This is a genomic window from Streptomyces sp. NPDC046203, assembly GCF_040646255.1.
In the GTDB taxonomy this organism is placed as follows: Bacteria; Actinomycetota; Actinomycetes; order Streptomycetales; family Streptomycetaceae; genus Streptomyces.
Genome location: NZ_JBEYZX010000011.1, coordinates 1 through 23801, shown reverse-complemented (window position 1 = coordinate 23801; position 23801 = coordinate 1). Strand labels below are relative to the sequence as shown.

Annotated in this window: 17 protein-coding genes; 4 read left to right on the top strand and 13 right to left on the bottom strand. The window is 71.4% G+C overall.

What is annotated here, in order from left to right; all coding sequences use genetic code 11:
* Positions 1 to 163: 163 nt before the first annotated feature.
* The 8 genes from tpiA to ABZ990_RS11930 all read right to left on the bottom strand — a co-directional run bounded on the left by tpiA (position 164) and on the right by ABZ990_RS11930 (position 9692).
* Positions 164 to 940 carry a triose-phosphate isomerase gene (tpiA, locus tag ABZ990_RS11965; RefSeq protein ID WP_361229219.1) on the bottom strand — a complete coding sequence of 259 codons (777 nt, stop codon included), beginning with the start codon at positions 938 to 940 and terminating at the stop codon, positions 164 to 166.
* A gap of 7 nt (positions 941 to 947) precedes the next feature.
* Entirely contained in the window at positions 948 to 2159 is a 1212-nt protein-coding gene (locus ABZ990_RS11960) for a phosphoglycerate kinase (RefSeq protein ID WP_361229216.1), read from the bottom strand.
* Positions 2160 to 2268: 109 nt separating this feature from the next.
* Positions 2269 to 3276: a type I glyceraldehyde-3-phosphate dehydrogenase gene (gene gap, locus ABZ990_RS11955; RefSeq protein WP_361229213.1), complete on the bottom strand. Its 1008-nt coding sequence runs from the start codon at positions 3274 to 3276 to the stop codon at positions 2269 to 2271.
* A gap of 635 nt (positions 3277 to 3911) precedes the next feature.
* On the bottom strand, positions 3912 to 4901 hold the full coding sequence (whiA, locus tag ABZ990_RS11950) for a DNA-binding protein WhiA (protein WP_359884392.1): 990 nt from the start codon (positions 4899 to 4901) through the stop codon (positions 3912 to 3914).
* The gene (gene yvcK / locus ABZ990_RS11945) at positions 4892 to 5929 is read right to left on the bottom strand and encodes a uridine diphosphate-N-acetylglucosamine-binding protein YvcK (RefSeq protein WP_361229209.1); all 1038 of its coding nucleotides are present in this window, start codon (positions 5927 to 5929) and stop codon (positions 4892 to 4894) included. The genes whiA and yvcK overlap by 10 nt, the downstream gene beginning before the upstream one ends.
* The gene (gene rapZ, locus ABZ990_RS11940) at positions 5926 to 6843 is read right to left on the bottom strand and encodes an RNase adapter RapZ (protein WP_361229533.1); all 918 of its coding nucleotides are present in this window, start codon (positions 6841 to 6843) and stop codon (positions 5926 to 5928) included. The genes yvcK and rapZ overlap by 4 nt, the downstream gene beginning before the upstream one ends.
* A 146-nt stretch (positions 6844 to 6989) precedes the next feature.
* Positions 6990 to 9092, bottom strand: a complete 2103-nt coding sequence (gene uvrC / locus ABZ990_RS11935; protein WP_361229206.1) for an excinuclease ABC subunit UvrC — start codon at positions 9090 to 9092, stop codon at positions 6990 to 6992.
* A 174-nt stretch (positions 9093 to 9266) separates the two neighbouring features.
* Complete coding sequence (locus ABZ990_RS11930) at positions 9267 to 9692, bottom strand: Rieske (2Fe-2S) protein (protein ID WP_361229203.1); 426 nt, start codon at positions 9690 to 9692, stop codon at positions 9267 to 9269.
* A 166-nt stretch (positions 9693 to 9858) separates the two neighbouring features.
* On the opposite strand from ABZ990_RS11930, the gene ABZ990_RS11925 reads away from it, so the two are divergent.
* Positions 9859 to 10764 carry a carbohydrate kinase gene (locus tag ABZ990_RS11925; RefSeq protein WP_361229200.1) on the top strand — a complete coding sequence of 302 codons (906 nt, stop codon included), beginning with the start codon at positions 9859 to 9861 and terminating at the stop codon, positions 10762 to 10764.
* 353 nt (positions 10765 to 11117) lie between these two features.
* Here the strand turns inward: ABZ990_RS11925 and uvrA are convergent, their stop codons facing one another.
* The gene (gene uvrA, locus ABZ990_RS11920; RefSeq protein WP_361229197.1) at positions 11118 to 14132 is read right to left on the bottom strand and encodes an excinuclease ABC subunit UvrA; all 3015 of its coding nucleotides are present in this window, start codon (positions 14130 to 14132) and stop codon (positions 11118 to 11120) included.
* Between the two features lie 204 nt (positions 14133 to 14336).
* Between uvrA and ABZ990_RS11915 the strand changes: the two genes are divergently transcribed.
* The 3 genes from ABZ990_RS11915 (at position 14337) to ABZ990_RS11905 (ending at position 17235) form a co-directional block, all read left to right on the top strand.
* Positions 14337 to 15038 (top strand): maleylpyruvate isomerase family mycothiol-dependent enzyme, encoded by a 702-nt coding sequence (locus ABZ990_RS11915; protein WP_361229194.1) that lies wholly within the window; start codon positions 14337 to 14339, stop codon positions 15036 to 15038.
* Between the two features lie 102 nt (positions 15039 to 15140).
* Positions 15141 to 15797 (top strand): MBL fold metallo-hydrolase, encoded by a 657-nt coding sequence (locus tag ABZ990_RS11910; RefSeq protein WP_361229191.1) that lies wholly within the window; start codon positions 15141 to 15143, stop codon positions 15795 to 15797.
* Positions 15798 to 15942: 145 nt separating this feature from the next.
* Entirely contained in the window at positions 15943 to 17235 is a 1293-nt protein-coding gene (locus ABZ990_RS11905) for an MFS transporter (RefSeq protein WP_361229188.1), read from the top strand.
* 121 nt (positions 17236 to 17356) lie between these two features.
* Here the strand turns inward: ABZ990_RS11905 and ABZ990_RS11900 are convergent, their stop codons facing one another.
* The 4 genes from ABZ990_RS11900 to uvrB all read right to left on the bottom strand — a co-directional run bounded on the left by ABZ990_RS11900 (position 17357) and on the right by uvrB (position 23533).
* A complete protein-coding gene (locus ABZ990_RS11900) occupies positions 17357 to 18367 on the bottom strand; it encodes a TerC/Alx family metal homeostasis membrane protein (protein ID WP_361229185.1) in 1011 nt (336 codons plus the stop codon).
* Positions 18368 to 18584: 217 nt separating this feature from the next.
* Positions 18585 to 20603, bottom strand: coding sequence for a TerD family protein (locus tag ABZ990_RS11895; RefSeq protein WP_361229182.1), 2019 nt, complete (start codon positions 20601 to 20603; stop codon positions 18585 to 18587).
* A gap of 59 nt (positions 20604 to 20662) precedes the next feature.
* Complete coding sequence (locus ABZ990_RS11890; protein ID WP_361229180.1) at positions 20663 to 21241, bottom strand: TerD family protein; 579 nt, start codon at positions 21239 to 21241, stop codon at positions 20663 to 20665.
* Between the two features lie 144 nt (positions 21242 to 21385).
* A complete protein-coding gene (uvrB, locus tag ABZ990_RS11885) occupies positions 21386 to 23533 on the bottom strand; it encodes an excinuclease ABC subunit UvrB (RefSeq protein WP_361229177.1) in 2148 nt (715 codons plus the stop codon).
* Positions 23534 to 23801 lie beyond the last annotated feature (268 nt).

Sequence of the window (23801 nt, the reverse complement as noted above, 5' to 3'; positions counted from 1 at the left end):
ACGGCTGGACCAACTTCCTCGGACTTGTAAGGACAAGGGCCGGGCAGGTACCTGCCCGGCCCCCGCAAGGGTACGACGGATCGCCGTCACGGCTCTACATCGTCAGACGCGGATCGTCACTGGTCGCGCCGGATCCCGGCGGCACCGGCGGATCCGCCGGGGATCACTGGTCGCGGAACCGGATGATCTTGACGAAGTCCTCGGCGTCCAGCGCGGCACCGCCGACCAGCGCGCCGTCGATGTCGGGCTTCGCCATGATCTCGGCGACGTTGCCGCTCTTGACGGAGCCGCCGTACTGGATGCGGACCTTGTCGGCCAGCTCCTGGGAGTACAGCTCGGCGAGCTTGCCGCGGATCGCCCCGCAGACCTCCTGGGCGTCGTCGGCGCCGCAGACCTCGCCGGTGCCGATCGCCCAGACCGGCTCGTAGGCGATCACGACGGACTCGGCCTGCTCGGCCGGGATGTCCTTCAGACCGCCCTCGACCTGGGCCAGGGTGTGCGGGACGGCGTCGCCGGCCGTACGGACGGGCAGCTCCTCGCCGACGCACAGGATCGGGGTCAGACCGTTCCGGAAGGCGGCCTTCACCTTGGTGTTGCAGACCTCGTCGGTCTCGGCGTGGTACTGACGGCGCTCCGAGTGGCCGACGGCCACGTACGCGCACTTCAGCTTCGCCAGCATCGGGCCGGAGATCTCGCCGGTGTACGCGCCGGAGTCGTGCGCCGAGAGGTCCTGGGCGCCGTACTTGATCTTCAGCTTGTCGCCGTCCACCAGAGTCTGCACGGAGCGCAGGTCGGTGAAGGGCACGAGAACCGCGACCTCGACGGCGTCGAAGTCCTTGTCGGTCAGGGCGAAGGCGAGCTTCTGGACGTGGGCGATGGCCTCCAGGTGGTTGAGGTTCATCTTCCAGTTGCCCGCCATCAGCGGGGTACGGGTGCTCATCGGTGGATCAGTCCTCCAGTGCGGCGAGGCCGGGAAGCGTCTTGCCCTCGAGGTATTCGAGGGAGGCGCCGCCGCCGGTCGAAATGTGGCCGAAGGCATTCTCGTCGAAGCCCAGGGTGCGGACGGCGGCGGCCGAGTCGCCACCGCCGACCACGGTGAAACCGGGCGCGTCGAGCAGCGCCTGGGCGAGGGCGCGGGTGCCCTCGGCGTAGTCGGGGTGCTCGAAGACGCCCATCGGGCCGTTCCAGAACACGGTGCCCGCGTCGGCGAGCTTGGCGGCGTACAGCTCGCGGGTCTTCGGACCGATGTCCAGGCCCAGCTTGCCGGCGGGCATGGCGTCCGCGGCGACGGTCTCCGGGTGGGTCGCGGCCTTCGCCTTCAGGTCCGGGAACTCCGCCGAGACCAGGACGTCGAGCGGGAGCACGAACTCCACCCCGCGCCGCTCCGCCTCCGCCAGGTACTCCAGGCACTTCTCCTTCTGGTCCTCCTGGAGCAGCGAGGTGCCGACCTCGTGCCCCTTGGCGGCCAGGAAGGTGAAGAGCATGCCGCCGCCGATGAGGATGCGGTCGGCCTTGTCGAGCAGGTTGTCGATGACGCCGATCTTGTCGGAGACCTTGGAGCCGCCGAGGGCGACCACGTACGGCCGCCGTACGTCCTCGGTGAGCTTCTTCAGGACGCCGACCTCGGTGGCGATGAGGTAGCCGGCGAAGTGCGGCAGCCGGGCCGGGAGGTCGAAGACCGAGGCGTGCTTGCGGTGCACGGCGCCGAAGCCGTCGCCCACGTACACGTCCGCGAGGCCCGCCAGCTGGTCGGCGAACGCGCCGCGCTCGGCGTCGTCCTTGGAGGTCTCGCCGGCGTTGAAGCGGAGGTTCTCGACGACGGCGACCTGCCCGTCGGCGAGGGCCGCCACGGTGGCCTTGGCGGAGTCGCCGACCGTGTCGGTCGCGAACGCCACGTCGGCGCCGAGCAGTTCGCCCAGCCGCTCGGCGGCCGGGGCGAGCGAGAACGCCGGGTCGGGCGCGCCCTTCGGGCGGCCGAGGTGCGAGGCCACCACGACCCGGGCACCGGCCTCGGCCAGCGCCTTGACGGTCGGGACGACGGCGCGGATGCGTCCGTCGTCGATGATGGTCGTGCCGTCGAGGGGCACGTTGAGGTCGGCGCGGACGAACACCCGCTTGCCGGAGACGCCCTGGGCGAGCAGCTCGTCGATCGTCTTCATGTGTTTCTCTGACTCCCTGTTGCACGTGGTGGAGCACACGACGCAGGGCCCGCGCAGCGCACCATCGCACTGCCCGAGCCCTGCTTCACGCCGAAGCCCGCCCTGAATTCTAGAGCTGACCACCGACGAAGACGGTGAGGTCGACGAGACGGTTGGAGTAGCCCCACTCGTTGTCGTACCAGCCGAGGACCTTGACCGAGTTGTCGGCCTGCACCATCGTCAGCGACGAGTCGAAGGTGCAGGAGGCCGGGTCGCCCACGATGTCCGAGGAGACGATCGGGTCCTCGGTGTAGAAGAGCAGACCCTTGAGGTCGCCCTCCGCGGCCTTCTTGAACGCGGCGTTGACCTCGTCCTTGGTGACCTCGCGGGACAGCTCCACGACCAGGTCGGTGACCGAACCGGTGGGGACCGGCACGCGGATGGCCATGCCGTCGAGCTTGCCCTTGAGCTGCGGGAGGACCAGGGCGGTGGCCTTGGCGGCACCGGTCGTGGTCGGGATGATGTTCTCCGCGGCGGCGCGGGCGCGGCGCAGGTCGCGGTGCGGGAAGTCGAGGATCCGCTGGTCGTTGGTGTACGCGTGGACCGTGGTCATCAGACCGCGGACGATGCCGAAGTTCTCGTCGAGGACCTTGGCCATCGGCGCCACGCAGTTGGTGGTGCAGGACGCGTTGGAGATGACGTGGTGGTTCGCCGCGTCGTACGCGTCCTGGTTGACGCCCATGACGATGGTGATGTCCTCGTCCTTGGCCGGAGCCGAGATGAGGACCTTCTTCGCGCCGCCGGCCAGGTGCTTGGCGGCGTCGGCGCGCTTGGTGAAGATGCCGGTGGACTCGACGACGATGTCGACGCCCAGCTCACCCCACGGAATCTGCGCGGGGTCGCGCTCGGACAGCACCTTGACGGTGTGTCCGTCGACGGTGATGGTGTCCTCGGTGTGGGTCACCTCGGCCTTGAGGCGGCCCAGGATGGTGTCGTACTTCAGCAGGTGGGCCGTGGTCGCGGTGTCGCCCAGGTCGTTAACGGCCACGACCTCGATGTCGGCACCCTGCTCAAGGAGCGCCCGGAAGTAGTTGCGACCGATACGGCCAAAGCCGTTGATGCCTACGCGGATCGTCACGAACCGATCTCCTCGTGGTACGCCGGGTTTCGACGCCCGGCGAGCTTCAATTTTGGGATGTCCCCGACCGCTTACGACCCTACCTCTAATGGTGGCCGCGCGTGACATCGAGTGCGCCTCCCCCTGCCCGAAATGTGCCGGTAAAACGCCTACAGACCTTGTTTCCCCATGGGTATCGACCCTCCCGATGCCCCGATTTCGACTACACAGCGTGACGAAAATGAGTGCTCGACTGAGCACCCGGAATGGCGTCGGAGCGAAATGACGGTCATTCCGAGCAGAGCCTCCCGTTCCGCCGCATTCGGGACGCGCTCGCGGCCGAAGCCGGGGTGGGCGATGTCACGGGTGGTGACCGCTGCACGGCCGTTGAAACCATCTCTTCGAATGAATCGCGCCATCCATGCCGCAGATTCGGCCTATCGGCGTGTCCGGTACGGACCACGGGCCCGTGACGGCCCTTTCCCCGCGACCCGGGCACCCGACCGAAGTACCCGACCCTGGCCCGTAAACGGCTTCCACCGGCGCGGAAACGACTTCCGCCGGCGCGGAAACGACTTCTGCCGGTGCCTCGGGGAGGCACCGGCAGAAGGGAGGAGAAGGCTGGAGAAGGGTGGAGCGGGTGAGGAGCGGGGGCGTCAGCCGACGAGGCTGTCGTCCAGTTCCTCCGTCAGATTGGACTCGGTCCCCGGGATGCCCAGGTCCTGGGCCCGCTTGTCGGCCATCGCGAGCAGCCGCCGGATCCGGCCGGCCACCGCGTCCTTGGTGAGCGGCGGGTCGGCGAGCGCGCCCAGCTCCTCCAGGGAGGCCTGCTTGTGCTCCATGCGCAGCCGGCCGGCGGCCGCGAGGTGCTCGGGCACCTCCTCGCCGAGGATCTCCAGCGCGCGGGCCACCCGGGCACCGGCGGCGACCGCCGCGCGGGCCGAGCGGCGCAGGTTGGCGTCGTCGAAGTTGGCCAGCCGGTTGGCGGTGGCGCGGACCTCGCGCCGCATCCGCCGCTCCTCCCAGGCCAGCACCGACTCGTGCGCGCCGAGCCGGGTCAGCAGGGCGCCGATCGCGTCGCCGTCGCGGACCACGACCCGGTCCACCCCGCGGACCTCGCGGGCCTTCGCGGCGATGGAGAGCCGCCGGGCGGCGCCGACCAGCGCGAGCGCGGCCTCCGGGCCGGGGCAGGTGACCTCCAGGGAGGAGGAGCGGCCCGGCTCGGTCAGCGAGCCGTGCGCCAGGAAGGCGCCGCGCCAGGCCGCCTCGGCGTCACAGGTGGCCCCGGAGACGACCTGCGGGGGCAGGCCCCGGATGGGCCGGCCCCGGCCGTCGACCAGACCGGTCTGGCGGGCCAGCTGGTCGCCGCCCGCGACCACGCGCACGACGAAGCGCGAGCCCCGGCGCAGCCCGCCGGGCGCCATCACGATCAGCTCGGAGCTGTGCCCGAAGATCTCCAGGATGTCCCGCTTGAGCCGGCGCGCCGCCATCGCGGTGTCCAGCTCCGCCTCGATCACGATCCGGCCGCTCACCAGGTGCAGCCCGCCCGCGAACCGCAGGATCGACGAGACCTCGGCCTTCCTGCAGCAGGTCCGGGTGACGGGGAGCCGGGAGATCTCGTCCTTCACCGCTGCCGTCATCGCCATGGGCCGATCCTTCCATGCATCCGAAAAATACGGTCGTACGCGGCGGCCAACAGCTCCGGGTCGTGCTTCGGAGTGCCGTCGGGCCGGGCCACCGGCGCCAGCTCGACCGCGGCGCCGAGCCGCTTGGCGGCTTCGGCGAGGGGTTCTCTTGCCGACGCGTCGGGCACGGCGGCCTCGTCGGCCAGCACCACGTCCAGGGCGAGTTTAGGGGCGTGTCGTGCCAAAACCTCCAAATGACGCTGCGGGGAGAAGCCCTCGGTTTCTCCGGGCTGCGGCGCGAGGTTCAAGGAGAGCACCCGGCGGGCCTTGGTCTCCACCAGGGCGTCGAGCAGTTCGGGCACCAGCAGATGCGGGATGACCGAGGAGAACCAGGAGCCCGGGCCGAGCACCACCCAGTCGGCGTCCAGGACGGCCGCGACCGCCTCCGGGACGGCCGGCGGGTCGTTCGGCACCAGGTGCACGGACTGCACCTCGCCGGGGGTGAGCGCCACGGTGGCCTGGCCCCGTACCGTGTCCACGTCGTCCGGACGGGCCGGGTCGTGCCCCTTGACCAGGGCCTGGAGCTCCAGCGGTACGGCGGACATGGGCAGCACCCGGCCGTGCGCGCCGAGCAGCTTGCCGACCAGGTCCAGGGCCTGCACCGGGTCGCCGCCCAGCTGCTCCCAGAGGGCGACGATCAGCAGATTGCCGACGGCGTGGCCGTGCATCTCGCCCTTGGACTGGAAGCGGTGCTGGATGACCCGGGCCCAGGTCTGGCCCCAGTCGTCGTCCCCGCACAGCGCGGCGAGCGCTTTGCGCAGATCGCCCGGGGGCAGCACGTCCAGTTCCTCGCGGAGCCGGCCGCTGGAGCCCCCGTCGTCGGCGACGGTGACCACGGCGGTCAGATCGCCGGTGATCCGGCGCAGCGCGGCGAGCGAGGCCGACAGGCCCATGCCGCCGCCGAGCGCGACGACCTTGGGCTGCGCGCCCCGTCTGCGGAGCGTGCGCCGCACCGACAGGGTGGACGCACGCCGTCGGTACGGCTTCACTCGCGCCCCATGTCACGGTGGACGATCACGGTCTCCACGCCCTCGGAGGCCAGCCGCGCGGCCAGCTTCTCGGCGGTGGCCACGGAACGGTGCTTGCCGCCCGTACAGCCGACGGCGATGGTCACGTACCGCTTGCCCTCGCGGCGGTAGCCGGCGGCGATCAGCTGGAGCAGCTCGGTGTAGCGGTCCAGGAACTCCTTGGCGCCGGGCTGGCTGTAGACGTAGGCGGCGACCTCCTCGTTCAGGCCGCTGAACGGGCGCAGCTCGGGGACCCAGTGCGGGTTGGGCAGGAAGCGCATGTCGACCACGAGGTCGGCGTCGACGGGCAGGCCGTACTTGAAGCCGAAGGACATCACGGTGGCCCGCAGCTCGGGCTCCTCGTCGCCGGCGAACTGGGCGTCCATCTTGGCGCGCAGTTCGTGGACGTTGAGGCTGGAGGTGTCGATCACCAGGTCGGCGTCGCCGCGCAGCTCGCGCAGCAGGTCGCGCTCGGCGGCGATGCCGTCGACGATCCGGCCGTCGCCCTGGAGGGGGTGCGGGCGGCGGACCGACTCGAAGCGGCGGACCAGGGCGTCGTCGGAGGACTCCAGGAAGACGATCCGCCGGGTGACCTGCTTGGCGTCGAGGTCGGCGAGGGAGTCCTTGAGGTTGTCGAAGAACTGCCGGCCGCGCACGTCGACGACGACCGCGATCCGGGCCACGTTGCCCTGCGAGCGGGCGCCCAGCTCCACCATGGTGGGGATCAGGGCGGGCGGCAGGTTGTCGACGACGAACCAGCCGAGGTCCTCCAGGCACTTCGCGGCGGTGGACCGGCCGGCCCCGGACATCCCGGAGATGATCACCAGCTCGGGGATGGGCGCGTCGCCGTTGGTGTCGCCGTTGGTGTCGGCGGGCTCCGCCGTGTCCGGGTCCATGTCCGGCGCTCCGTCCTCGTACACACGCTCGCCCACGTGCTCGGCCATCTGCTCGCCGCCCTTCGGCTCGTCGTTCTCCTGCCGGGCGTTTCGCTGGCCGGTCCGGTGGTCGCTGCGGTGCTCGTCCTGGTGCTGGTCGTGCTCGGTCATGCGGTGGTGCCCCCGTCGTCTTCCATGATCTCTCCTGTGGCCGTGTTCACGGCGGGCGCGGCCGGAGCCGCCTGCGCGAGGGCCACCGCCACGGCCTCCGCCGTCTTGCGGCCCATGCCGGGGACCTCGCAGATCTGCTCGATTGTCGCCTGTCGGAGACGTTTGACCGAGCCGAAATGCTTGATGAGCGCCTGTTTGCGCGTTTCGCCGAGGCCGGGGATCGCGTCCAGGGGGCTGCTGCGGACGCGCTTGCTCCGCTTGGACCGCTGGTAACGGATGGCGAAGTCGTGGGCCGCGTCACGGACCCGCTGGAGAAGGTACAGGCCCTCGCTGGAGCGGGGCAGCACCACCGGGTCGTCGTCGCCGGGCAGCCAGACCTCCTCCAGGCGCTTGGCCAGGCCGCAGACGGCGACGTCGTCGATGCCCAGCTCGTCCAGGGCCCGCTGGGCGGCGGCGACCTGCGGCTGGCCGCCGTCGACCACGACGAGCTGCGGGGGGTACGCGAAGCGCTTGGGGCGTCCGTCGTCCTCCGGGGCGGCGAAGGGGTCCGGGGCGCCGGCCTCGGAGGCGTTCTCGGGGGTGTTCTCGGGGGCGGTGGCGTCCTGGGCCGGGGCTCCGGCGGGCACGGCGCCGGGCTCGGCGGGCTCACCCGCCTCACCGACCCCGCCGACCTCACCGTCGACCCACTCGCCCGTCTTCTCCTTCTCGGCGAGATAGCGCCGGAAGCGGCGGCCGATCACCTCGTGCATCGAGCGGACGTCGTCCTGACCCTCGAAGCCCTTGATCTGGAAGCGGCGGAACTCGCTCTTGCGGGGCAGCCCGTCCTCGAAGACGACCATGGAGGCCACCACGTCCTCGCCCTGGAGGTGCGAGATGTCGAAGCACTCGATGCGCAGCGGCGCCGAGTCCAGGCCGAGCGCGTCGGCGATCTCCTCCAGGGCCCGGGAGCGGGTGGTCAGATCGCTGGCCCGCTTGGTCTTGTGCAGCACGAGCGCCTGCTGGGCGTTGCGCGCGACCGTCTCCATCAGGTCCTTCTTGTCGCCGCGCTGCGGGATCCGCAGGGACACCTGGGAGCCTCGGCGGCCGGCCAGCCACTGCGCGACCGCGTCGGGGTCCTCGGGCAGGGCGGGGACCAGGACCTCCTTGGGGACCGCGTCGCCGCTCTCCTCGCCGTACAGCTGCTGGAGGGCGTGCTCGACCAGGCCGGCGGCGTCGACGGCCTCGACCTTGTCGGTGACCCAGCCGCGCTGGCCGCGCACGCGTCCGCCGCGTACGTGGAAGATCTGGACGGCGGCCTCCAGCTCGTCCTCGGCGAGCGCGATCAGGTCGGCGTCCGTGGCGTCGGCGAGCACCACGGCGTTCTTCTCCATGGCCTTGCGCAGCGCGCCTATGTCGTCGCGCAGCCGGGCCGCCCGTTCGTACTCCATGTCCTCGGCCGCCAGCGTCATCCGCTTCTCCAGGCGGCGGATGTACGTACCGGTGCGGCCGGCCATGAAGTCGCAGAACTCCCCGGCCAGTTCGCGGTGCTCCTCGGGGGTGACCCGGCCCACACAGGGCGCCGAGCACTTGCCGATGTAGCCGAGCAGACAGGGACGGCCGGCCGAGGCGGCGTTGCGGAAGACGCCCGCGGAGCAGGTACGGACGGGGAAGACCCGCAGCATCAGGTCGACGGTCTCGCGGATGGCCCACGCGTGCGCGTACGGACCGAAGTAGCGCACGCCCTTCTTCTTGTGCCCGCGCATCACCTGGACCCGCGGGAACTCCTCGTTCAGCGTGACCGCGAGGTAGGGGTAGCTCTTGTCGTCCCGGTACTTGACGTTGAACCGGGGGTCGAACTCCTTGATCCAGGAGTACTCCAGCTGGAGCGCCTCGACCTCGGTCGACACGACGGTCCACTCCACGGAGGCGGCCGTGGTCACCATCGTCGCGGTGCGCGGGTGGAGGCTCGCCAGCGGCTGGAAGTAGTTGGCCAGGCGCTGGCGCAGCGATTTCGCCTTCCCGACGTAGATCACCCGGCGGTGCTCGTCGCGGAATTTGTAGACGCCCGGGGAGTCGGGGATCTGTCCCGGCTGGGGGCGGTAGCTGGACGGGTCGGCCATGGCTCCCACCCTACTGGCGGGCACCGACAGTCCGGGCGCCTCCATCGGGGGGACCGGCGGGGACGGGCGGACCGGGGGCAGACGGGCCGGGGACGAGCGGACCGGGGACGGGCGGATGCCCTTCCGGGAACCCCGGGAGGTCCGGGGCGCGCGCCCCGGACCCGGGAGCGGGGATCAGGCCTTGGGGCCGGCGATCAGCTTGCCGTTCTCGACCCGCACCGGGACCTCGGGCAGCGGCACGGTCGCCGGACCCTGGATCGCCTTGCCGGTGGCCACGTCGAAGCGGCTGTGGTGGCAGGGGCAGTTGCCCTCGTTGTTCTCGATCTTGTCCAGGACACAGCCGGCGTGGGTGCACTGGGCGCTGAACGCCTTGTACTGGCCCTCGGCCGGGCAGTGCACGAGGAGCCGCTGCTCACGGTAGAGCTTGGCACCGCCCACCGGGACGTCCGCGGGCGCGCCGAGGTCCACCGGAGCGGTCGGCACGGGGTTCTGCGCGTGGCCGAGGTTGGAGTCGGTGGAGCAGGCGGCTACGCCCAGTCCGGCGGCTCCGGCGAGGGCGGCGCCTTTGAGGACGGTACGGCGGGTGGACTGGCCGGACATGAGGACTCCACGGGCGGTCGTGAGAGAACGGACCCATGGGGCATAAGGGGACCCAAGGGATCCAGAGGGGACCCCATCGACGATACCGGCGGGCCGGACGACACCCTCCCCCGGGGCCGCACGGACTCCTGTCCGCCGCGACACCTCATGGGTTACCTTCCGGTACGTGATCGTCGTCGCCGGTGAGTCCCTGATCGACCTGGTTCCCGACGGGCCGCCCGGCCCCCTGGCCCCGCTGCTGCCGCGGCCCGGCGGCGGGCCCTACAACACGGCCGTCGCCCTCGGGCGGCTCGGCGCCGAGGCCGCGTTCTGCTCCCGTGTGTCGACGGACGCGTTCGGGGACGCGCTGGTGGCCGGGCTCCGGTCCGCCGGAGTCGGCACGGAGCTCGTCCAGCGCGGCCCCGAACCGACGACCCTGGCCGTCGCCTCCGTGGGCCCCGACGGCTCCGCCCGCTACGGCTTCTACGTGGAAGGCACCGCCGACCGGCTGTTCGCCCTGCCCGGCCCGCTGCCCGAGGACGTCCGGGCGGTCGCCTTCGGCACCCTCTCCCTGGCCCTCGAACCGGGCGCCACCGCGTACGAGGCGCTCCTGCGGCGCTCGGCGCGGGACGGCCTGTTCACCCTGCTCGACCCCAACATCCGGCCCGGGCTGCTGCCCGACCCCGTCGCCTACCGCACCCGCTTCGCGAACTGGCTGCCGCACGTCTCCGTCCTGAAGCTGTCCGAGGAGGACGCGGACTGGCTGGGCGGCACCCCCCGGTCATGGCTGGAGCGGGGCCCGGGCGCGGTCGTCCTGACCCGGGGCGCGGCGGGGCTGACCGTGTTCACCCGGGAGTACGAGGTGTCGGTGCCGGCGGTGCGGGTGCGGGTCGTGGACACGATCGGGGCGGGCGACACGGTGAACGCGGCGTTGTTGCACGGGCTGGTGGGGCGCGAGGTGCGGGGCGCGCCGGAGGCGCTGGGGGCGTGGGGGGTGGAGGCGTGGCGGGAGCTGCTGGCGTACGCGGCGCGGGCGGCGGCGGTGACGTGCACGCGGGCGGGGGCGGAGCCGCCGTACGGGGGTGAGCTGTAGGGGGGGGCGCGTTCGGGGTTGCGTGGTGGTGCGCGTGGGTTGTGGTGGGTGCGCGTGGGCCGGTCCGGGGGTCGCGTTCTGCACTGCATGATTTACGGCGCGGGAGCCTCGCTTGCGCGTAAAGCGTTCTTTTTCCGCGCCACAAATCACGCTTTACGTTTCGAACACGACCCCCTTCCCGGCCCCCGCTCCCATCCGTCGTCTGCGCACCACCCCGCACCCCTCCCGCTTGGGTGAGGAGGGGGTGGGTGGGTGCGCTTCCCGCCGTGAGGTGGGGAAGTGGGTGGGAGTGGGGAGAGGGCATGACGAGGGCGCCCCGCCGTGCGGCGGGGCGCCCTCGGAGGTTCGACCGGTCAGCTCTTGCGGGAGCGGGGGGTCGTCGCCTTCTTGGCCGTGGTCTTCTTCGTGGCCGTCTTCTTCGCCGTCGCCGCGGTCTTCTTCGCCGCCGTCGCCGCCTTCTTGGGCGCCGTCTTCTTCGCCGCCGCCTTCTTGGTGGTGCGGGTCGGGGAGGCGTCCGTGACGCGGTCCGCGCCGAGGATGTCGCGGAGGAACTTGCCGGTGTGGCTGGCCGGGATCGAGGCGATCTCCTCGGGGGTGCCCTCCGCGACGACCAGGCCGCCGCCGTTGCCGCCCTCGGGGCCCATGTCGATGACCCAGTCCGCGGTCTTGATGACGTCCAGGTTGTGCTCGATGACGATCACCGAGTTGCCCTTGTCGACCAGGCCCGACAGGACCTTGATCAGCTTCGAGATGTCCTCGAAGTGGAGGCCGGTGGTGGGCTCGTCCAGGACGTAGACCGTGCGGCCCGTGGAGCGCTTCTGCAGCTCGGAGGCGAGCTTGACGCGCTGTGCCTCGCCGCCCGAGAGGGTCGGCGCGGACTGGCCGAGACGGACGTAGCCGAGGCCGACCTCGTTCAGGGTGCGCAGATGGCGGGCGATCGTCGGGACGGCCTCGAAGAAGCCGAGGGCCTCCTCGATCGGCATGTCCAGGACCTCGGAGATGGACTTGCCCTTGTAGTGGACCTCCAGGGTCTCCCGGTTGTACCGGGCGCCGTGGCAGACCTCGCACGGGACGTAGACGTCCGGGAGGAAGTTCATCTCGATCTTGATGGTGCCGTCGCCGGAGCAGTTCTCGCAGCGGCCGCCCTTGACGTTGAAGGAGAACCGGCCGGGCAGATAGCCGCGGACCTTGGCCTCCATCGTCTCCGCGAAGAGCCGGCGGACATGGTCGAAGACGCCGGTGTACGTCGCCGGGTTCGAGCGCGGGGTGCGGCCGATGGGCGACTGGTCGACGTGGACGACCTTGTCGACGAGGTCGTCGCCGGCCACACGCGTATGGCGGCCGGGGACGGACTTGGCGCCGTTCAGCTCGCGCGCCAGGTGGGTGTACAGGATGTCGTTGACCAGGGTCGACTTGCCGGAGCCGGAGACACCGGTGACGGCGGTGAGGACGCCCAGCGGGAAGGACACGTCGATGTCCCGCAGGTTGTTCTCGCGGGCGCCGTGCACGGTGAGCATGCGCTCGGGGTCGAGCGGGCGGCGCAGGTCGGGGGTGCCGATCGCCTTGCGGCCGGACAGGTACTGCCCCGTCATCGACTGCTTGTTGGCGAGCAGTTCCTTCAGCGGTCCGGAGTGGACGACCTTGCCGCCGTGCTCGCCGGCGCCGGGGCCGATGTCCACGATCCAGTCGGCGACCTTGATGGTGTCCTCGTCGTGCTCGACCACGATGAGGGTGTTGCCCATGTCGCGCAGCCGGACCAGGGTCTCGATCAGCCGGTGGTTGTCGCGCTGGTGCAGGCCGATGGACGGCTCGTCCAGTACGTACAGCACACCGACCAGACCGGAGCCGATCTGGGTGGCGAGCCGGATGCGCTGGGCCTCGCCGCCGGAGAGGGTGCCGGCGGCCCGGTTGAGCGAGAGGTAGTCGAGGCCGACGTCGACGAGGAAGCGCAGCCGCTCGTTGACCTCCTTGAGGACCCGCTCGGCGATCTTCTTGTCGCGGGCGTTCAGGGTGAGGCGGCCGAGGAAGTCGGCGCAGTCGCTGATCGACATCGCGGAGACCTCGGCGATGGACTTCTCCATCACGGTGACCGCGAGCACGATCGGCTTCAGCCGGGTGCCCCGGCAGGTGGGGCAGGGCACCTCGCGCATGTAGCCCTCGAAGCGCTCACGGCTGGAGTCGCTCTCGGCCTCGCTGTGCCGGCGCTTCACGAAGGAGACGGCACCCTCGAAGGCGGGGCTGGTCCAGGCGCGCTCGCGCCCGTACCGGTTGCGGTAGCGGACCTCTACCTGGGTCTTGTGGCCGTGCATCAGGGCCTTCTTCGCCCGCTGGGGCAGGCCCGCGTACGGGATGTCGGTGCGGAAGCCGAGGGCCTGGGCGAGCCCGTCGATCATCCGGCCGAAGTACTCCTTGGTGTGGCCGTGCGACCAGGGGTGGATGGCGCCCTCTTCGAGGGACTTCTCCTCGTCGGGCACGACCAGCTCGGGGTCGACCTCCATGCGGGTGCCGATGCCGGTGCAGTCGGGGCAGGCGCCGAAGGGCGAGTTGAAGGAGAAGGAGCGCGGCTCCAGCTCCTCGAAGGACAGGTCGTCGTACGGGCAGTAGAGGTGCTCCGAGTACATCCGCTCGCGCTCGGGGTCGTCCTCTGCGAGGTCGACGAAGTCGAGCACGACCATGCCGCCGGACAGGCCGAGCGCGGTCTCGACGGAGTCGGTCAGCCGGCGCTTGGCGGAGTCCTTCACGGTGAGGCGGTCGACGACCACCTCGATGGTGTGCTTCTCCTGCTTCTTCAGCGTCGGCGGCTCGCTGAGCTGGATCGTCGTCCCGTCGACCCGGGCGCGGCTGTAGCCCTTGGTCTGGAGGTCGGCGAAGAGGTCGACGAACTCGCCCTTGCGCTCGCGCACCAGCGGCGACAGCACCTGGAAGCGGCTGCCCTCGGGCAGCTCCAGGACCTTGTCGACGATGGCCTGCGGCGACTGGCGGGAGATCGGCCGGCGGCACTCGGGACAGTGCGGCTTGCCGATACGGGCGAAGAGGAGCCGGAGGTAGTCGTAGACCTCGGTGATGGTGCCGACCGTCGAGCGCGGGTTGCGCGAGGTCGACTTCTGGTCGATGGAGACGGCGGGCGACAGACCTTCGATGAAGTCGACGTCCGGCTTGTCCATCTGGCCCAGGAACTGGCGGGCGTAGGAGGACAGCGACTCGACGTACCGGCGCTGCCCCTCGGCGAAGATCGTGTCGAACGCGAGGGACGACTTGCCCGACCCGGAGAGCCCGGTGAAGACGATGAGCGAGTCACGGGGCAGGTCGAGCGAGACGTTCTTGAGGTTGTGCTCGCGAGCGCCACGGACGATGAGACGGTCGGTCACGCCGTTCCGCACCTTTCTTCAGAGAGCGGATGGTCCTGAACACCCAACAACCAAGGATGCCGGATGCTTCCACCGAGCTTATAGCACGTACATTCGATTTCCGGCGGTTCACCGCCCGGTTCACCCGAAGGAGTGGCCGCACTCCCCCGTCCGGTACGGGAAAGGGCCTGGTCGGAAAACCCGGCACCGCCTAGGGTCGGCGCCATGATCGACCATGTGCGTGACCTTGCCCTCGTACGCGAGGCGACCGACCGGCTCGTCGACGCGGTCTCCTCCTGGGACAACGCGGCGCTCGCCGAGCCGTCACGGCTTCCGGGGTGGACCCGCGGCCATCTGCTGGCCCACCTCTCCCGTAACGCCGACGCCCTCGCCAACGTTCTCCGGGGCCTGCCGATGTACCCGGACGCCGCCACCCGCGACGCCGACATCGCGCGGGACGCCGGCCGGCCGCTCGACGAGCAGCTCGCCGACCTGCGCGCCTCCGCCGACCGGCTCGCGGCCGTGGCCGCCGAGCCCGCCGACTGGAGCCGCACCGTCGAGCTGCGCAACGGCGTCACCGACAGCGCCTCCCGGGTCCCGTTCCGCCGCTGGGTCGAGGTGGCCCTGCACCATGTCGACCTCGGCTGCGGCTACGAGCTGGAGGACCTGCCGGAGGACTTCACCACCCGCGAGATCGACTTCCTCGCGGACCGCTGGAGCGGCCGTGCGGACGTCCCGCCCGTGACGCTGCGGCTCGGGCACGACGAGAACGGCCCCTCCTGGCGCACCGGCGGCACCGAGGGCGAGCCGGTCGTCCTCGGCGGCACCGGCGCCGAGCTCCTCGGCTGGCTGGCCGGACGCGGCGACAAGGGCGCCCACCTCGCCGTCCTCGCGGGGCCCGGGCTCCCGGAGCTCCCGCCCCTGTAGGACCCGTAGGACCTGTAGGACCCGCAGAGCCCCGCAGGTCTCCGCAGGTCTCCGCAGGACCTTCGCCTCCCGGCCGACCGCCCGCCGCACTAGGCTGAGGCCATGACGTACAGCGGAGCGGTGAAGGTCGGCGGACCTGCGGACGTGCACGAACTGACCGACCTGATGATCTCGAAGGTCGCGGTCGGCGCGATGAACAACAACGCGTATCTGCTGCGCTGCCGGGCCACCGGCGAGCAGCTGCTGATCGACGCCGCCGCCGACGCCGGCACCCTGCTCACGCTGATCGGTGACGACGGCATCGCCGCCGTCGTCACCACCCACCGGCACGGCGACCACTGGCAGGCCCTGGCCGAGGTGGCCGAGGCCACCGGCGCCCGGACCTACGCGGGCGCGTACGACGCGGAGGGCATCCCGGTCCGCACCGACGTCCTCGTGGAGGACGGCGACACCGTCGCCGTGGGCCGGGTCCGGCTCACCGCCCGCCACCTCGTCGGGCACACCCCCGGCTCGATCGCGCTGGTCTACGACGACCCGCACGGTCACCCGCACGTGTTCACGGGCGACTGTCTGTTCCCCGGCGGAGTCGGCAACACGTGGAAGGATCCGGAGGCGTTCGCGAGCCTGATCCGCGACGTCGAGACCAAGCTCTTCGACGTACTGCCGGACGAGACCTGGATCTACCCGGGACACGGTGGCGACACCACGCTCGGCGACGAGCGCCCGCATCTCGCGGAGTGGCACGAGCGCGGCTGGTGACCCCCTGAGGGACCCGGTACGACCGGCGAGCGCGGCCGGTCGCACCGGGGATGCCTCCGCACGCCCCCCGTAACCCGTACGGCCCCGGGGTAGTTGGCGCGACATGCACCACAGTCACGCTCCGTCGCCACGCCGCTCCCCTTCGATGGGGCGGCTCGCCGCGGCCTCGCTCGTCGGCACGGCCATCGAGTTCTTCGACTTCTACGTCTACGGAACGGCCGCCGCGCTCGTGCTCGGCCCGCTGTTCTTCCCGACCTTCTCGCCCCTCGCGGGGACCCTCGCCGCCTTCGGCACCTTCGCCGTCGGCTTCCTGTCCCGGCCGATCGGCTCCGCCGTCTTCGGGCACATCGGCGACCGCCACGGCCGCCGCCCGGTCATGTTCGCCTCGCTGCTGCTGACCGGCTGTGCCACGGTCGCGGTCGGCTTCGTCCCCACGTACGCCTCGATCGGCATCGCCGCACCCGTCCTGCTGCTCGTCCTGCGCTTCCTCCAAGGACTCGGCCTCGGCGGGGAATGGGGCGGGGCGGTCCTGCTGACCGCCGAGCACGCCCCCGAGCGCCGCCGGGCCCTGTGGTCGAGCTTCCCGCAGATGGGGCCCTCGGTCGGCTTCCTGCTCGCGAACGGGGTGATGCTGGCGCTGACCGCCGGCCTCGGCGACGCGGAGTTCCGTTCCTGGGGCTGGCGGGTGCCGTTCTGGGCGGCCGGACTGCTCGCCACGGCCGGGCTCGCGCTGCGCGCCTCGCTCGCGGAGTCCCCGCAGTTCGAGGCGATGAGCGCCCGGGGACAGCAGGCCGACGCCCCGGTCCTGGAGGTGTTCCGGGACCACTGGCGGATCCTGCTGCTCACCGCCGGCGGGCTCTCCGTCGGCTACGCCGTGTTCTACGCGGTGTCCACCTGGGCCCTGTCCTACGGCACCCGGCAGCTCGGGGTGTCGAGCACGGTGATGCTGACGTGCGTGATGGGCGCCGTGGCGGTCAAGGGGGCGCTGACGCCGTTCGTGGCCATGTTCGGCGACCGTTTCGGACGCCGGACGATGTGCCTGACGGGCTGCGCGGCCTCGGCGCTGTGGATGTTCCCGATGGTGGCGCTGCTGGCCACCGCGCGCCCGTGGCTGATGTTCCTCGGCTTCCTCGGCGCGTCCCTCGCCTTCATCACGGTCTTCTCGGTGGTCGCCGCGTATCTGCCCGAGCTGTACGAGCCGAGGGTGCGGTGCACCGGCGCGGCCGTCGGCTACAACCTCGCAGGGGTGCTCGGCGGTGCGCTCACCCCGATCGTGGCGACGGCCGTCTCGGAGGGGCGCTCGGGGCCGCCGTGGGGGGTGGCCGCCTATCTGACGGTGGTGGCCCTGGTGAGCTTCGGCTGTTTCGCGCTGCTGCCGGAGACCCTGCCGGGGCGGGCGGTGACCGCCGGCGCGAAGCCGGAGCCGGAGCCGGCGTAGGGGCCGTCCGGCGGATCAGGGGACGTACGCGCGCGTAGACGCGCAGGCGCGCAGGGCGTACGGAGGGCCGGTGCGGATCGTCCGCACCGGCCCTGAGTCCGTGTCTTCCGGGTCAGACCGGTCAGACCCCGGCGTCCGTCCCGTCGGCCGCGCGGGCCGCCAGGGCGGCCTCGACGGCCTCCCGGCGCGCCTGCCGCTTCGCGGCGATCAGGCTGGTGACGGTGGTGACGGCGAGAACACCGCAGATGACCGCCAGCGAGACCGGGATGGAGATCTCCGGTACGTGCACCCCGGACTCGTGCAGGGCGTGCAGCACCAGCTTCACGCCGATGAAGCCGAGGATCACCGACAGGCCGTAGCTGAGGTGGACCAGCTTCTTCAGCAGTCCGCCGATCAGGAAGTACAGCTGCCGCAGACCCATGAGGGCGAAGGCGTTGGCGGTGAAGACGATGTACGGGTCCTGGGTGAGGCCGAAGATCGCCGGGATGGAGTCGAGGGCGAACAGGATGTCGGTGGTGCCGATCGCGAGCATGACCACCATCAGCGGGGTCAGCACGCGCTTGCCGTGGCTCTGGATGACCAGCTTGGTGCCGTGGTAGCGGTCGGCGACGCCGAATCGCTTCTCGATGGACTTGAGGAGGCGGTTCTCCTCGAATTCGTCCTCGTCCTCGCCCCCGGACCGGGCCTCCTGGATGAGCTTCCAGGCGGTGAAGATCAGGAACGCGCCGAAGAGGTAGAAGACCCACGAGAAGCTGGCGATGATCGCGGCGCCCGCGGCGATGAAGATCGCGCGGAGCACCAGGGCGATCAGCACGCCCACGAGCAGCACCCGCTGCTGGAGGTGGGAGGGCACCGCGAACTTCGCCATGATCAGGACGAAGACGAAGAGGTTGTCGACGCTGAGCGACTTCTCGGTGATGTAACCGGCGAAGAACTCCCCGGCGGACTGGCTGCTGCCGAAGAACAGCAGTCCGAGCCCGAACAGCGCGGCGAGGACGATCCAGACGACTGTCCAGATACCGGCTTCCTTCACCGACACGTCGTGGGGCTTGCGCCCGATGAGGAAGTCGACCGAGATCAGGGCGGCCAGCCCCAGGATGGTCAGGACCCACAGGGTCACGGATACGTCCATTGCGCCTCCGGCGTCGTACGGCTCACCAGGAGCCTGCTCGTTGCCGGAGGTCTCTTCCACCCGGGACGACCGGGCCGGCGTCCCGGGACCAGGTGTCGGACCTGTCCGTATTGACGGGATCACCGCATGCAGGGAGTACTCCCCTCCGCAGGAAAGAGAGTACCCGAAAGGCCAAGAGAAGGTAAAGAGATGGGTAAAGCAATCTCAAAAGTGCAGGTCAGGGGCGTTCCCGCCGCTGGGCGTCCGCCACCTGCGCGAGCACCCGCCGAAGGACCGTGCCGCTCGCCGGGAGGGCCGGGGGCTCGTACGTCCAGGCATGCCCCACCCACGGGTCGGCGAGGTGGTCGTCGGCGACCGGGGTGAGCCGGGTCAGTGAACGCCACAGCGGGTCGAGCACCGGCCCGTACGCCGACGCGTCCTCCCGGTCCGCGACCATCAGCAGCTGGGTCCCGACCGCCGGACCCTCGTCGGCGAGATAGCGCAACCGGGTGAGGGCCCGGTCGTCGAAGCCGTGCGGGAAGTCGTGCACCACGAGCAACTGCGCCGAGGTGTCCAGCCCCGGCGGCAGATCCTCCGCCGCGTCCGCCCGCTGCGCCATCTGGAGCAGGTCCACCCGCTCGGTGAGCTGGGCCAGCGTCGCCGAGACCCCGGCCGCCCCGGCCGCCGGCGGCGCCTCCAGCACCCCCGCCTCCACGAGCGGCGCGAACGCGGCGGCGCCCGCCCCGGCCGGATCGATCACCCGTACCCGCAGTCCTCCCGCCGGGTGCGCCGCGAGCAGCCGTACGGTGTGCGCGACGGCGGAGTCGAGCGCGAGCCGGCGCCGTTCGGCCGCGTCCAGGAACACCGCCGCCTCGCCGTGGCCGCGCCCGCTGTCCACCCACAGACCGCGGGCGAGCGGCAGCCGGGCCAGGAAGGGCACCCGCAGACCGGGTTCCTCGGGCAGGTGCAGATCGCCGAGCCGGACGGCCATCGGCAGCTCCTCGGGCACCCGGTACGTCTGCCAGACCGGGCTGTCCCAGCGGGCGTACGCGGGCGGCAGCGCGGGCTCGACCACCTCGGACTCCGCGATGAGCTGGACGAGGTCGCGGTCCAGCGCCTCCTGGGCGCGGGCCACCAGGACGTCGCGCTTCGCCCGGGCGCCGGCCCGGGCGGCGTCCCCGGTGGCGCCGCTACGGTTCCTCGGTTCGGCGAGCAGCCGGTCCAGCTCCTGGTCCAGCCGGGAGTCGGCGAACGCGCGGGCGCTGCGGCACGCGGCGACGGTACGGGCCAGGTCCTCGAACATGCCCCACACCTGGTTGTAGAGCCGCTCGTCCATCGACCAGCCGGCGGCGTCGCCGGCGACGGGCGGCGGGGGCCCGGCGGGGGCGGCGGAGGCCGGGTCCGGGGCCTCCTGGGCCCCCTGGGCCCCCTGGGCCCCCTGGGCGAACGCGGGAGCGGGCGCCGGGGTCGGGGCCTGGGCAGGGGGCGGCGGGGGCGTGGCGGCCGGGCGGCGGCGCGGGTGGGTGTAGTCGATACCGCTCGTGGAGCCGGCCGGTGCGGGAGCGGGCGCCGGGCCGGGCGCAGGAGTGGGGGCAGGCGCGGGGGCGGGAGTGGAATCGGGCGCGGGGGCGGGCGCGGCGTGGCGGGTCCGGTCAGGCCCGGGGGTTCCGGGGGTCCTGGGCGGCGGGGCGGCGACCGCGCGGGCCGCCTCCCGGGCGGCGGCCACCAGGACCGTACCGGCGAATCCGTCGGCGCCGGGGAGCCCCTGGTCGGCGAGGAGCGCGGCGAGCCCGCCCTCGTACCCCTGGCCGACGGCCCGGATCTTCCAGGCGCCCTGGCGGCGGTACAGCTCCAGGGCGATCAGCGCGGACTCGCGGTCGAGACCGCCGATCGTGTAGCTGACGAGGAGGGTGCCGTCGGGGCCGGTGACACCGACGACGGGAGCGGCCGTGGCCCCGAAACGGGCCGGGCCGCTCCCGTTGCCAGGCAGAGCGAGCAGTACGCCGACGCGGTGGACCGAGTCCCGTACCACCGCCAGGTCGACCGCGAGCCGGTGGACCGTGGCCGCCTGCCGGGACACCTCGATCCCGGGCAGCGCGGCCGCGCCCGGGTGGGCGACGGCCTCGGGGCCCGCTATCCGCCCCCGCTCGTCGCCGAGGGTGGCGGCGGCGAGGACCGGATGACCGGCCGAGACCCGGATCTCCAGGCGGGTGTGGGACAGGGGGTGGTTCTGCCCCCGGACCAGCTCGGCGGTCATCGCGCGCGTCTCTCCTCTATGCAGGTGTGGGTGGGTGGCGCCGTGCGGCGTCGGCGGTCCTACAGGACCGGGAAGATCGCCGGCATCAGGTCCTGGAAGGTACGGCCGTTGGCCGGGTTGCCGATGGCCGTCATCTGCCAGCCGGCACCGGCCCGGTGGACCTTGGCCATGATCTGGGCGGTGTACGGGCCGCCGCCGTCGAGGGTGTAGCGGGCCAGCTCCTGGCCGTTGGTCTCGTCCACGATGCGGCAGAACGCGTTCTGCACCTCCTGGAAGGTCTGACCGGTGAAGGAGTTCACCGTGAAGACGATCGAGTCGATGTGGACCGGGACCCGCTGGAGGTCCACCAGGATCGACTCGTCGTCGCCGCCCTGGCCGGCGCCGCCGACCAGGTTGTCGCCGGTGTGGCGGACGGAGCCGTCGTCGCTCACCAGGTGGCGGAAGAACACCACGTCGACCGGCTGCTTGTCGGCGAAGAGGACGGCCGAGGCGTCCAGGTCGATCTCCCGTGTACGCGAGCCGAAGAGGCCGCGGCGGGGCGCCGCCTTCCAGCCCAGTCCCATCCGTACGGACGTCAGGCTGCCCCCGTCCCGCTTCTCCAGGCTGATGGCCTGCCCCTTGGTCATGTTGACCGTCACGCGCTGCCCCTCTCATCGGTGTGATCAGCGACAACCCTACGCAGCCGCACCGACGACCGGCCCGGACCGGGCCCGTTTCGTGTCGTTCTTGCAACACACCGGGGCCGGTTCCGGGCGGCGTGCGAGCCCCGCCGGGGCGGGGGTTCAGGCCAGTCCGGCCTCCTTCATCTGGCGGAGTTCCTTCTTCAGCTCGGAGACCTCGTCGCGCAGCCGGGCGGCGACCTCGAACTGCAGCTCGGCGGCGGCCGCCTTCATCCGCTCCGTCATCTCCTCGATGATCCCGGCCAGTTCGGTCGCCGGACGGTCGCCCAGGTCGACGGCCGATCCCTTCTTGGCGCCCTTGCCCGCGGCCTTGGGCGGGTGCGTGTGCGCGGCGAGCGACGGCACCGGGGACTTCGCTCCCTTGCCGTCCTTGCCGCCCTTGCGGTAGCCCGTGCCGAGCAGCTGCTCGGTGTCGATCTCCTCGCGCGCGATGGTGGCGACGATGTCGTTGATCTTCTTGCGCAGCGGCTGCGGGTCGATGCCGTTGGCCTTGTTGTACGCGATCTGCTTCTCGCGGCGCCGGTTGGTCTCGTCGATGGCCTGGTCCATCGCCGGGGTGATGGTGTCGGCGTACATGTGGACCTGGCCGGAGACGTTACGGGCGGCACGGCCGATGGTCTGGATGAGCGAGGTGCCCGAGCGCAGGAAGCCCTGCTTGTCGGCGTCGAGGATGGCGACCAGGGACACCTCGGGCAGGTCGAGGCCCTCGCGGAGCAGGTTGATGCCGACCAGGACGTCGTACTCGCCCGAGCGCAGCTCGCGCAGCAGCTCGATCCGGCGCAGGGTGTCGACGTCGCTGTGCAGATAGCGGACCCGGATGCCCAGTTCGAGGAAGTAGTCGGTGAGGTCCTCGGCCATCTTCTTGGTGAGGGTGGTGACCAGGACCCGCTCGTCGCGCTCGGTGCGCAGCCGGATCTCGTGCACCAGGTCGTCGATCTGGCCCTCGGTGGGCTTGACGACCACCTCGGGGTCGACGAGGCCGGTCGGGCGGATGATCTGCTCGACGAAGCCGTCCGAGCGGGACATCTCGTAGGTGCCGGGGGTGGCGGAGAGATAGACGGTCTGGCCGATCCGCTCCTGGAACTCCTCCCACTTCAGCGGGCGGTTGTCGAGCGCGGAGGGGAGCCGGAAGCCGTGGTCGACGAGGGTGCGCTTGCGGGAGGCGTCGCCCTCGTACATGGCGCCGATCTGCGGCACGGTGACGTGCGACTCGTCGATGACGAGCAGGAAGTCCTCGGGGAAGTAGTCGAGGAGGGTGTTGGGCGGGGAGCCGGGCAGCCGGCCGTCGAAGTGCATCGAGTAGTTCTCGATGCCGGAGCAGGAGCCGATCTGCCGCATCATCTCGATGTCGTAGGTGGTCCGCATCCGCAGCCGCTGGGCCTCCAGGAGCTTGCCCTGCTTCTCCAGCTCTTTGAGACGCTGCTCCAGCTCGCCCTCGATGTCGTTCACGGCCCGTTCCATGCGCTCGGGGCCCGCGACGTAGTGGCTGGCGGGGAAGACGTACAGCTGCTGGTCGTCGCTGATGATCTCGCCGGTGAGCGGGTGGAGGGTGGACAGCGCCTCGATCTCGTCGCCGAACATCTCGATGCGGACGGCCAGCTCCTCGTAGACCGGGAAGATCTCGATGGTGTCGCCGCGGACCCGGAAGGTGCCCCGGGTGAACGCCAGGTCGTTGCGGGTGTACTGGATGTCGACGAAGCGGCGGAGCAGCTGGTCGCGGTCGATCTCCTCGCCCACCTTGAGGGGGACCATGCGGTCCACGTACTCCTGCGGCGTGCCGAGACCGTAGATGCAGGAGACGGAGGCGACCACGACGACGTCGCGGCGGGTCAGCAGCGAGTTGGTCGCGGAGTGGCGCAGCCGTTCGACCTCCTCGTTGATGGAGGAGTCCTTCTCGATGTACGTGTCCGACTGCGGGACGTACGCCTCGGGCTGGTAGTAGTCGTAGTACGAGACGAAGTACTCGACCGCGTTGTTCGGCAGGAGCTCGCGGAACTCGTTGGCCAGCTGGGCGGCCAGCGTCTTGTTCGGCGCCATGACCAGGGTGGGGCGCTGGAGCTTCTCGATCATCCAGGCGGTGGTCGCCGACTTGCCGGTGCCGGTGGCGCCGAGCAGCACGACGTCCTTCTCGCCCGCGCGGATGCGCCGGTCGAGTTCGGCGATGGCCGCGGGCTGGTCGCCGCTGGGCTGGAAGGGGCTGACGACCTCGAAGGGCGCCACCGAGCGTTCGATCTTGGAAACGGGCCGCATGTCACCACCGTACGACCCGGCACCGACAGAGGACGTCCGATCGGCCCCGCGGGGCGGACCGGACCCGGTCGTCGCCCCCGTCGTCGCCCCCGCCCTCGCCCCGTGGCCACCCCGTCGCCGCCAGTCCCGGGTCGCTACCAGTCCTGGGAGCGGTAGGCGTCGCGGGGCAGGGACCGGCGGCCGGCGGGGCGGGCGGCGGACCAGTTCGCCGGCTCTCCGTAGGCGGGCGCCCGGTGCCGGGCGGGCCGGCCGGTCGCGCGGCGGCGGG

Coding starts and splice junctions, on each gene's coding strand:
- ABZ990_RS11895 (WP_361229182.1), bottom strand. CDS start 20,603: ATGACCGCCGAGCTGGTCCGGGGGCAGAACCACCCCCTGTCCCACACC.
- rapZ (WP_361229533.1), bottom strand. CDS start 6,843: ATGGACCCGGACACGGCGGAGCCCGCCGACACCAACGGCGACACCAAC.
- uvrC (WP_361229206.1), bottom strand. CDS start 9,092: ATGGCCGACCCGTCCAGCTACCGCCCCCAGCCGGGACAGATCCCCGAC.
- ABZ990_RS11930 (WP_361229203.1), bottom strand. CDS start 9,692: ATGTCCGGCCAGTCCACCCGCCGTACCGTCCTCAAAGGCGCCGCCCTC.
- ABZ990_RS11960 (WP_361229216.1), bottom strand. CDS start 2,159: ATGAAGACGATCGACGAGCTGCTCGCCCAGGGCGTCTCCGGCAAGCGG.
- ABZ990_RS11905 (WP_361229188.1), top strand. CDS start 15,943: ATGGGGCGGCTCGCCGCGGCCTCGCTCGTCGGCACGGCCATCGAGTTC.
- ABZ990_RS11910 (WP_361229191.1), top strand. CDS start 15,141: ATGACGTACAGCGGAGCGGTGAAGGTCGGCGGACCTGCGGACGTGCAC.
- ABZ990_RS11900 (WP_361229185.1), bottom strand. CDS start 18,367: ATGGACGTATCCGTGACCCTGTGGGTCCTGACCATCCTGGGGCTGGCC.
- whiA (WP_359884392.1), bottom strand. CDS start 4,901: ATGGCGATGACGGCAGCGGTGAAGGACGAGATCTCCCGGCTCCCCGTC.
- tpiA (WP_361229219.1), bottom strand. CDS start 940: ATGAGCACCCGTACCCCGCTGATGGCGGGCAACTGGAAGATGAACCTC.
- ABZ990_RS11915 (WP_361229194.1), top strand. CDS start 14,337: ATGATCGACCATGTGCGTGACCTTGCCCTCGTACGCGAGGCGACCGAC.
- uvrB (WP_361229177.1), bottom strand. CDS start 23,533: ATGCGGCCCGTTTCCAAGATCGAACGCTCGGTGGCGCCCTTCGAGGTC.